We start from the raw sequence: 9,561 nt of genomic DNA on the forward strand, positions 1-9,561 counted from the left end.
CTGCCGGTTCACCGGACGAAGTCCGCCAGACCTTCGAGCAGCCGGTCGACGTCCGAGGTGTCGTTGTACGGGGCGAGCCCGACGCGCAGCCCTCCGCCGTCGCCGAGGCCGAGCCTCCGGGAGGCCTCCAGCGCGTAGAAGGAACCGGACGGGGCGTTCACGCCGCGTTCTGCCAGATGCCGGGACGCGTCGCGGGTGTCGCGGCCCTCGATGGTCAGCAGCAGGGTGGGGGTGCGTGATCCGGCCCGTGAGTGGCTGGTGACGGACGGGAGGGCCGCGAGTCCGTCCTCGATGCGGCCCAGCAGCGAGTCCTCGTGCTCCTCGAGAGCCGCGAATCCGGCCGCCAGCCGAGCGCGGCGTCCCCCCTCGGAGTCGGGGCCGAGCCCGGCGAGGAAGTCGACGGCGGCGCGGGCACCGGCGAGGAAGGGGTAGGGGAGCGTGCCGTACTCGAAGCGCTCAGGAACGGCGTCGGTCGAGGCCAGCAGCTTGTCCGGTGTCAGCGTCTCCAGGAGCGCGGGGCGGCTCGCGAGCACGCCCATGTGCGGGCCGAGGAACTTGTAGGGGGAGCAGCTGTAGAAGTCCGCGCCCGACGCCTCCAGGTCGACGGACGAGTGCGCGGTGAGATGGACGCCGTCCACGTACAGCAGCGCGCCGGCGTCGTGGACCAGGCGCGAGATCTCCGCCAGGGGAGGGCGGGTGCCGATCAGATTGGAGGCGCCGGTGACCGCGACGAGGCGCGTGCGGTCGGAGAGCACAGCACGGACGTCCTCCGCGGTCAGCTCTCCGTCGGCGGGATCGAAGTCGGCCCACCGCACGGTGGCGCCGCTCCGCGCGGCGGCCTGAAGCCAGGGGCGGATGTTGGAGTCGTGGTCCAGGCGTGAGACGACCACCTCGTCACCGGGCGACCAGGACTTGGCGAGGGTGCGGGAGAAGTCGTATGCGAGCTGCGTGGCGCTGCGGCCGAGCACGATCCCGGACGGCTCGGCCCCGAGCAGGTCGGCGAGGGCCTCGCGGGCTTCGCCGACGAGCGCGTCGGCGTTGCGCTCGGCTTCGGTGAGGCTGCCGCGGTTGGACAGGGGGTTGGTGAGCGCGTCGGCGACGGCATCGATGACGGGGCGGGGCGTCTGTGTGCCTCCCGGGCCGTCGAAGAAGGCGGAGCCCTTCTCCAGGGCCGGGAACCGGGCGCGGACTGCCGTGATGTCGTACGTCATGCGGACTCCGGGCTGCGGACGTGTGGTTCGGGCAGCTGGACCGGTCCCGGTGCGGCACCGGTCCACCGGGACCAATGATCATGTACGGGACGGGGCTTGGCCAGAGCCGGTGCGCCCTCGTGTGCGTGCGGAGCTGCGGCCGCGTGGTCAGGGCCGCCCTCCGTGGGGAGGACGGCCCTGACCGTCGTCGCGGGTGGTCCGCCGGCCCTCGGGGCCGGCGTCGCTCAGCCGCGCGGGGAGTTGGGGGCGCTCCCGGCGGTCAGCGTGACCTTGTCCCGGATCTTGCCGTCGGTGCCGTGAACCACGAGTTCACCGCCGCCGTCGTTCTGGATGATCTCCCGGGCGCGCGTCACGGCCGCCTGCTGCGTGCCGGCGTGGGCGCTCGCCTGTTCACCGTCGGGGTTGATGATCTTCCACTCGCTGCCGTCGGGAAGTACGTGCCGGTCACCCATGACTGGGCCTCCTGTCCTCGTCTGTCCTTGCCTGTGGATCGCTTGGCGATTGCTTTCGCTGCTGCGGTCAGACGCGTCTCTGGACGCCGTCGCCGCGCAACCGCGTCGGAAGGCGGGAGGGCAGGGCGAGGACGGGCACGGTCGCTGCGAACACCGTCCGGTTCGGACCGGGAAGGGCCGCGGTCACGAAATGGCCTCCAATGAACGGGGTCGGCCGCCCGGGTGCCCGGTCGGCCGCGGGCTATTCATCCGCGGGCGGTCGTCATTCCGAGCGGCCGCTGGGCCAACTCCGGCCGCCCGTACGGGAGTACGCGCCAAGGGCGGCCCCGGCCCGTACTCCCGGCAGCTACCCCCGGCCACCTGTCGCGCTCGCTGCTCCGCGTCCGCCCGACGCCTCCGGACCCCGACGCCCGTGGACGACGCGGTACTTGACGTGCGTGACCGTCGGCGAAGCGGTCACCCCGACCGGTTCGAGGACGGGGTCGCCCACGTTCTCCAAGAGGCGCTCTCCCGCGCCGAGGACGATCGGGACGATGTGCAGCCGGAGTTCGTCCAGCAGCCCGGCGGCGAGATACTGCTGGACAGCGCTCGCGCCGCCCGCGATGACGACGTCCTTGTCGCCCGCGGCCCTTCGCGCCTGTGCCAGCGCGGATTCGATCCCGTCGGTGACGAAGGTGAACGTCGTGCCGCCCCGCATCGGCAGCGGATCACGTGGACGGTGGGTGAGAACGAAGACCGGCGCGTGGTACGGCGGTTCCGGGCCCCACCAGCCGGTCCAGGCCTCGTCCCAGGCGCCGTCGCCGCCGCCGAACATCTTCCGGCCCATCACGTACGCGCCGACGTCCCGGGTGACTTCGGCGATGACTTCGGCGTCGCTGTTGTGCTCGCCACCGGACATGCCTTGCTGCGCACGCCAGGTGTCCGTGGCGAAGGCCCACTCGTGCAGCCGCATTCCCCCCTCTCCGAGGGGGTTCTCGAGACTCTGACGGGGCCCGGCGACGAATCCGTCCAGCGAGATCGCCAGATGGCAGGTGACTGAGTTCATGCCCGTACCGACCGCCGGCGACGGCCGGATTCATCGCAGCGGGCGACGAAGCCACTCGAAGGCGGAGCCCCTGCCTGCGGGAAGGCCCCCGGCCGGTCAGTAGAGTGCGGTCACGTCCCCTCCCGAGGCCCGAGGTGCAGGCAGTGACCCGCGCAGAACCCGCGACACCGGCGGTGACCGTCGTCGGTGTCGGAGCCGACGGCTGGAGCGGGCTGGCCCCCGCCGCGCGTGAGACGCTGCGGCAGGCGGAGGTCGTCATCGGCGGGAAGCGGCAACTCGCGTTGCTGCCGGGGGAGTGCACGGGCAAGCGCGTCACCTGGCCCTCGCCCCTGCGTCCCGCCGTCCCCGGGCTGTTCGCGGAGCACGAGGGGCGACGCGTGTGCGTACTGGCCAGCGGCGACCCGATGTTCTACGGGATCGGGCGGGCCCTGGCCGAAGTGGCGGGACCGGAGCGGCTCCGCGTGCTGCCGCACCCGTCGTCCGTGAGCCACGCGTGTGCCCGGCTGGGGTGGCCGGTGGAGGACACCGAGGTCGTCACCCTCGTGGGACGTCCCACGCACAACCTCACGCTCGCGCTCCACGAGGGCCGCAGGGTCCTGGTCCTCAGCGAGGGCGCCGGCACTCCGGCCGAGGTGGCGCGGCTGCTGACGGCGCGCGGCTTCGGGCCGACGCGCATGCGCGTGCTGGAACAGCTCGGCGGCGAGTTCGAGCAGCAGGTCGCCGGAACCGCCGAGGAGTGGACGCAGTCACCCGGCGACCCGCTCAACGTGATCGCCCTCGAGTGCCGCCGTACGGGCACGGAGCCACGTCAGGCGCTCGTGCCCGGCCTTCCGGACGAGGCGTACGAGAACGACGGGCAGCTCACCAAGCGCCATGTACGGGCGGCGACTCTGGCCGCGCTGGCCCCCGCACCGGGCGAGATGCTGTGGGACGTCGGCGGCGGCGCGGGATCCGTCGCCGTCGAGTGGATGCGCGCGCACCGCAGTTGCCGTGCGGCGAGTGTGGAGCGGGACCCGGCACGGGCGGCACGCATCGCACGCAACGCGGAGGCGCTGGGCGTGCCCTCGCTGCACGTGGTCACCGGCTCCGCGCCCGGTGCCCTGACCGGACTGCCCACGCCCGACGCGGTGTTCGTCGGCGGCGGGCTGACGGCCCCGGGAGTGCTGGACGCCTGCTGGGAGGCGCTGGCCGAGGGGGGACGGCTGGTCGCGAACACGGTCACGCTCGAGTCCGAGGCGGTGCTGGCCGACCGGTACCGGCGGCACGGCGGTGAGCTGGTGAGGCTCGCCGTCTCGCAGGCGGTCCCCGTGGGGGGCTTCACGGGCTGGCGCCAGGCCATGCCCGTCACCCAGTGGTCCGTCACCAAGTCCCGGAGCGGGCCCGTACCCGAAGCCGTAAGGGGAGAAGAGAAGTGACGGTCTACTTCGTCGGAGCCGGACCGGGCGCCGCCGACCTCATGACGGTGCGCGGGGTGCGGACGCTGGCCTCCTGCCACGTGTGCCTGTACGCGGGAAGCCTCGTCCCCCGGGAACTGCTCGCCGAATGCCCGCCGGACGCCCGCCTCATCGACACCGCACAGCTCGACCTGGACCGCATCGTCGCCGAACTTCTCCGCGCGCACCGCGAGGGTCACGACGTGGCCCGGCTGCACTCGGGGGACCCCTCGGTCTTCAGCGCCGTGGCCGAGCAGATGCGACGCCTGGACGCTGCGGGCGTGCCCTACGAAGTGGTGCCGGGCGTACCGGCGTTCGCCGCGGCGGCCGCCGCGCTCAAGCGCGAGCTGACCGTGCCGACGGTCGGGCAGACCGTCGTGCTCACCCGGATCGCGGCGCGTGCGACGGCCATGCCGGAGGGCGAGGACCTGGCGACCCTGGGCCGCAGCCGGGCGCTGCTGGTGCTGCACCTCGCCGCGGCGTACGTCGACCGGGTGGTGGAGGAGCTGTTGCCGCACTACGGGCCCGAATGCCCGGCGGCGGTCGTGGCGATGGCCAGCAGGCCGGACGAAGTCGTCCTGCGCGGCACGCTCGCCGACATCGCCTCCCAGGTGAAGGAAGCCGGCATCGTGCGTACCGCCGTCATCATGGTGGGCCGCTCGCTGGGGGCGGAGCAGTTCCGCGACAGCCACCTGTACTCGTCCGAGCGCGAGCGCCCGCACACCGGGTGCGGCAACTCCGGTGCGTCCTCAGCGGATTCCTGAACGCCCCACGACGGTGCCCGCACGGTCGATGCAGACGACGTCGACGGCGACGGGCGCTCCCCGGAGCACACCGATGGCCTGATCCCGGGCCGCCGCCGCGACGAGGTCACCCAGCGGCACGCCCCGCGCCATGCACAACTGGAGTGCTTCCAGGCCCGTGTTGGCGGCCGCCACCGCGGAGGCCAGCTCCTCCGAGGCGCCGCCGTCGCGGGCCAGCGAGGCGAGGAAGCCCTTGTCGACCTGGGAACGTCCGGAGTGCAGGTCGAGATGTCCCGCGGCGAGTTTGGAGAGCTTGGCGAAGCCGCCGCAGAGGGTGAGCCGTTCGACGGGGTGACGCCGGACGTACTTCAGCACGGCGCCTGCGAAGTCGCCCATGTCCAGCAACGCGTCGTCGGGCAGGGCGTATTCGGCGGTCACCGTCCTCTCCGACGTCGAGCCCGTGCAGCCCGCCAGGTGGGTCCGGCCCGCCGCGCGCGCCACGTCGACACCCCGCCGGATCGAGTCGATCCACGCCGAGCAGGAGTAGGGCACCACGATTCCCGTGGTGCCGAGTACGGAGAGCCCGCCGAGAATGCCCAGACGCGGGTTCCAGGTCGAGCGGGCGATCTCCTCGCCGTTGTCCGCGGAGACGGTGATCTCGGCGTCGGCGGTGATGCCGTAATCCGCCGCCACCCGCGCGAGATGGCCACGCATCATCTCGCGCGGCACCGGGTTGATCGCGGGTTCCCCGACATCGAGGGGAAGGCCGGGGCGGGTGACGGTCCCGACGCCGGGCCCGGCGCGGAAGTGCACGCCGTAGCCGGGCGGCAGCGCCGTCACGGTGGCCCGGATCAGCACGCCGTGTGTGACGTCCGGATCGTCGCCCGCGTCCTTGACGACACCGGCCATGGCCCGCTTCTGCGCCCCGTCGCCTTCGGTGAGCTCTTCCACGGCCAGAGCGAAGGCCGGGGTCTGGCCCTTGGGCAGGGTGATGGTCACCGGGTCGGGGAACTCCCCGGTCAGCAGCGCCGTGTAGGCGGCCGTCGCGGCGGCGGTGGCGCAGGCCCCGGTCGTCCATCCGGGCCGCAGACCGGTGTGCTTGAGTTGGGCGTCGCGTCCGCCGCCGGCGGAGTGCATCTCCGGTCCGGAATCAGCCGCAGTCATGGAAGGTCCTCATGCGCATCGCCCGCCATGTGCTGATCCTCGGCGGCACCACCGAGGCGCGCCTGCTGGCCGGGCTCCTGCTGGAGGGCGGCGATCCGGCGCTGCGTGTGACGACGTCGCTGGCGGGACGGGTCGCCGCACCGGGACGCCTGCCGGGCCCGGTACGCACCGGGGGGTTCGGCGGAGCGCACGGCATGGCGCGCTGGCTGGACGAACACGGCGTGGACGCACTCATCGACGCCACCCATCCTTTCGCCGGCACGATCAGTTTCAACGCGGCGCAGGCCGCCTCCCTCGCCCATGTTCCCCTGCTCGCGCTGCGCCGGCCGGGCTGGACCCCCGGGGAGGGCGACGACTGGCACCCTGTCGGGTCGCTGTCCGAGGCGGCCGACGCGCTGAGCTCGCTGGGGCGGCGGGTCTTCCTCACCACCGGGCGCACGGGCCTCGCCGCCTTCGCGCACCTGGACGCCCTGTGGTTCCTGGTGCGGTCCGTGGACCCGCCCGAGGGGCCGCGCCCTGCCGACCTGGAGATGCTGCTCGACCGGGGCCCCTTCACCCTCGAAGGGGAGCGCGAACTGCTTCGCAGCCGCCGCATCGACGTGCTGGTCAGCAAGGACAGCGGTGGTGCGGCGACCGCGCCCAAGCTCACCGCGGCGCGTGAGGCGGGCCTGCCCGTCGTGCTCGTCCGCAGGCCGCCCGTACCCGAAGGTGTGACGGTCGCCGAGGACCCCGGGCAGGCCGCCCGCTGGCTGTACTCACGGCTCGGCTCAGGACCGGACCCACGACCGGATTCACGCCTGGGCTGAGGACGGGCGGGGCTCGCCGTCCGACTGGTCGCCGGGCCCGTACCTGCGAGGAGTCCACACCGCCGTCCCGCTGCCGCCGTCCCGTACGCTGCCCGCGCCTCGCCGCACCGCACGGGTCCGGGAGGATCCGACGAGCAGGATGGTGCGCATGTCGACCTGATCCGGGTCGAGTTCCGCCAGCTCCACGGTGCGTACGTGTTCCTCCGGGCCGCCGACGTCGCGGGCGACGACCACAGGGGTGTCCGGGGAGCGGTGTTCCAGGAGCACTTCGCGTGCCTTGGCGACCTGCCACGTGCGGCTGCGTGAGCCGGGGTTGTAGAGGGCCAGCGCCAGGTCGGCCGAGGCCGCGGCGGCCAGCCGCTCCGCGATGACCTCCCACGACTTGAGCCGGTCGGACAGGGAGATGACCGCGTAGTCGTGCCCGAGCGGCGCACCCACGCGCGCCGCCGCCGCGCTGGCCGCGGTCACGCCCGGCACCACACGTACCGGCACGTCCTCGTAGGTCTTCTGCGCGGCGACCTCCATCACGGCGGTGGCCATCGCGAAGACCCCCGGATCACCTGAGGAGACCACGGCCACGCGTCGTCCTCGCCGCGCCAGGTCGAGGGCGAGTTCGGCGCGTTCCGACTCCACCTTGTTGTCCGAGGCGTGCCGGAGCTGGCCGGGACGTACGGGCACACGGTCGAGGTAGGTCGCATAGCCCACCAGGTCCTGCGCGGCGGCCAGTTCGCCCCGCGCCTCAGGCGTGAGCCACAGCGGTCCGGCCGGCCCGGTGCCCAGCACCACGACCTCGCCGGGACCGGACGCCGGCACGTCGGGCTCCGGCTCCCGGCCCGTGCTGCCCGCGCGACCGGGCAGCACGGCGACGGAGAAGTACGGCACGGAGTCGGGGTCCGCCTCGGCAAGGGCGCCGGTGCGCTCCCCGCTCATGGTCGCCCGCTCCACGTAGTGCGTCTCCGCCAGCCGTCCGGAACGCTCGACCGCCCTGCGTACGGCGGGAAAGGTGCGTCCCAGCTTCATCACCACGGCGGCGTCCGTCGAGGCGAGACGGGCTGCCAGCTCCTCCTCCGGCAGCGTGCCCGGCAGGATCGTCAGCACCTCCTCGCCCTCCGCGAGCGGCGTGCCCAGCCGGGACGCCGCCGCACTGACGGAGGTCACGCCGGGGACGACCTCCGTCGGATAGCGGTCGGCGAGCCGCTTGTGCATGTGCATGTACGAGCCGTAGAAGAGCGGATCCCCCTCGGCGATGACCGCCACCGTCCGTCCGGCGTCCAGGTGCGCGGCCAGCCGCGCGGCGGACTCCGCGTAGAACTCTTCGATGGCGCCCTGGTAGCCGCCGGGATGGTCGGTGCTGCCGGTGGTCACCGGGTAGATCAGGGCCTCTTCGATGTGGTCGGGGCGCAGGTGCTCCGCGGCGATGGAGCGGGCGATGGAACGGCCGTGCTGTGCGCTGTGATAGGCGACGACGTCGGCCTCGGCGATGACCTGGACGGCCCGTACGGTCATCAGCGACGGGTCGCCGGGGCCGAGTCCGACTCCGAAGAGACGGCCGGTGGGCTGCTGCGTCTGCTGCTCGTTCACTCTTCCTCGCTTGCTATCGCGTTGATCGCGGCCACGGCGATCGCGCTGCCGCCACGGCGTCCCCGTACGACGAGGTGGTCGAGGCCCGAGGGATGTGCCGCGAGGGCGTCCTTGGACTCGGCGGCGCCGATGAAGCCGACGGGCACTCCGATGACGGCGGCGGGCCGCGGTGCACCCTCGTCGATCATCTCCAGCAGCCGGAAGAGAGCGGTCGGCGCGTTGCCGACGGCCACCACGGCTCCCTCCAGCCGGTCGCGCCACAGTTCGAGTGCGGCGGCGGTGCGCGTGGTGCCCATGCGGGCGGCGAGTTCGGGCACTCCCGGTTCGGAGAGGGTGCACACCACGTCGTTGCCGGCGGGCAGCCGCTTGCGGGTGACGCCGCTGGCGACCATCGCGGCATCGCACAGGACGGGCGCACCTGCACGCAGTGCCGCGCGGCCCCGGGCCACGACGCCCGGCGTCCAGGACAGGTCGCGCACGAGGTCCGTCATGCCGCAGGCGTGGATCATCCGAACGGCCACCCGGCTGACGTCGTCGGGCAGTTCCGCCAGATCCGACTCGGCGCGGATGGTGGCGAAGGAGCGGCGGTAGATCGCCGCACCGTCCTTCTCGTACTCGTACTTCGCGTGCACGTCCGTCTCGTGCTCGGAGCCGTACTCGGACACGTCGCTGTCGCTCATTCCGTCTCTCGGTGGGTACGTGCTGATGCGACGGCTCGGGCGAGTTCTCCGTCCGGCACGACCCGCTTCCGTGTGGAGCCCTCTGCCTGAACGGCCACCGTATAGCCGTCCTCCCCGGCGACGACATCGACCCGGTCACCCCGCGGACGTCCGCAGCGGCGTTCGCAGCCCGACCAGTAGACGGGCAGCAGACCCGGCCGCGCCGCGGTCTCCGGGGAGCCGGCGGGCTCGGTGAGTTCACCGGTCCCGGTGATCCGGGCGGCGGCGTCGGACCGTACGTCGCGGTGCGAACGGGCGCAGCCGGGAAGGCCGGTGCAGGCGCCCACACCCAGCCAGGGCGAGCCGTCGTGGGTGATGAGCCCTGCCTCGTCCAGCGCCGGCAGCAGCTCCCGGGCGCTTTCCCGCGGCAGTCCCGGAAGCACCACGCCGCGCCAGGGCGTGACCCG

At 73.2% G+C, this 9,561-nt stretch carries 9 protein-coding genes and 1 pseudogene; 3 read left to right on the forward strand and 7 right to left on the reverse strand.

The window, feature by feature from the left end; all coding sequences use genetic code 11:
- Positions 1-8: 8 nt before the first annotated feature.
- The 3 genes from H5J26_RS05805 to H5J26_RS05815 form a co-directional block, all read right to left on the reverse strand.
- Positions 9-1,211, reverse strand: a complete 1,203-nt coding sequence (locus tag H5J26_RS05805; RefSeq protein WP_181764608.1) for a cysteine desulfurase-like protein — start codon at positions 1,209-1,211, stop codon at positions 9-11.
- Positions 1,212-1,435: 224 nt separating this feature from the next.
- Positions 1,436-1,663, reverse strand: coding sequence for a DUF2188 domain-containing protein (locus tag H5J26_RS05810; RefSeq protein ID WP_181764609.1), 228 nt, complete (start codon positions 1,661-1,663; stop codon positions 1,436-1,438).
- 346 nt (positions 1,664-2,009) lie between these two features.
- Positions 2,010-2,708, reverse strand: a complete 699-nt coding sequence (locus H5J26_RS05815; protein ID WP_181764610.1) for a dihydrofolate reductase family protein — start codon at positions 2,706-2,708, stop codon at positions 2,010-2,012.
- Positions 2,709-2,851: 143 nt separating this feature from the next.
- Between H5J26_RS05815 and cbiE the strand changes: the two genes are divergently transcribed.
- Both cbiE and cobM read left to right on the forward strand, forming a co-directional pair.
- Positions 2,852-4,123, forward strand: coding sequence for a precorrin-6y C5,15-methyltransferase (decarboxylating) subunit CbiE (gene cbiE / locus H5J26_RS05820; protein ID WP_181764611.1), 1,272 nt, complete (start codon positions 2,852-2,854; stop codon positions 4,121-4,123).
- Entirely contained in the window at positions 4,120-4,905 is a 786-nt protein-coding gene (gene cobM, locus H5J26_RS05825; RefSeq protein WP_181764612.1) for a precorrin-4 C(11)-methyltransferase, read from the forward strand. Before cbiE ends, cobM begins: the two co-directional genes overlap by 4 nt.
- On the opposite strand, the gene H5J26_RS05830 is transcribed toward cobM, so the two are convergent.
- Positions 4,891-6,048, reverse strand: coding sequence for a cobalt-precorrin-5B (C(1))-methyltransferase (locus tag H5J26_RS05830; RefSeq protein WP_419183754.1), 1,158 nt, complete (start codon positions 6,046-6,048; stop codon positions 4,891-4,893). The two genes, cobM and H5J26_RS05830, sit on opposite strands and share 15 nt — an antisense overlap.
- Before the next feature lie 11 nt (positions 6,049-6,059).
- On the opposite strand from H5J26_RS05830, the gene H5J26_RS05835 reads away from it, so the two are divergent.
- Entirely contained in the window at positions 6,060-6,854 is a 795-nt protein-coding gene (locus H5J26_RS05835) for a cobalt-precorrin-6A reductase (RefSeq protein WP_181764613.1), read from the forward strand.
- Here H5J26_RS05835 and H5J26_RS05840 read toward each other — a convergent pair.
- The 3 genes and pseudogenes from H5J26_RS05840 to H5J26_RS05850 all read right to left on the reverse strand — a co-directional run.
- On the reverse strand, positions 6,840-8,435 hold the full coding sequence (locus H5J26_RS05840) for a precorrin-2 C(20)-methyltransferase (RefSeq protein ID WP_181764614.1): 1,596 nt from the start codon (positions 8,433-8,435) through the stop codon (positions 6,840-6,842). The genes H5J26_RS05835 and H5J26_RS05840 overlap by 15 nt on opposite strands.
- On the reverse strand, positions 8,432-9,115 hold the full coding sequence (locus H5J26_RS05845; protein ID WP_181764615.1) for a precorrin-8X methylmutase: 684 nt from the start codon (positions 9,113-9,115) through the stop codon (positions 8,432-8,434). Before H5J26_RS05845 ends, H5J26_RS05840 begins: the two co-directional genes overlap by 4 nt.
- Positions 9,112-9,561: pseudogene (locus H5J26_RS05850) on the reverse strand (hypothetical protein); the annotation flags it as partial. The pseudogene H5J26_RS05850 and the gene H5J26_RS05845, both read right to left, overlap by 4 nt.

Source organism: Streptomyces albidus (ex Kaewkla and Franco 2022), from assembly GCF_013870515.1.
GTDB lineage: Bacteria > Actinomycetota > Actinomycetes > Streptomycetales > Streptomycetaceae > Streptomyces > Streptomyces albidus.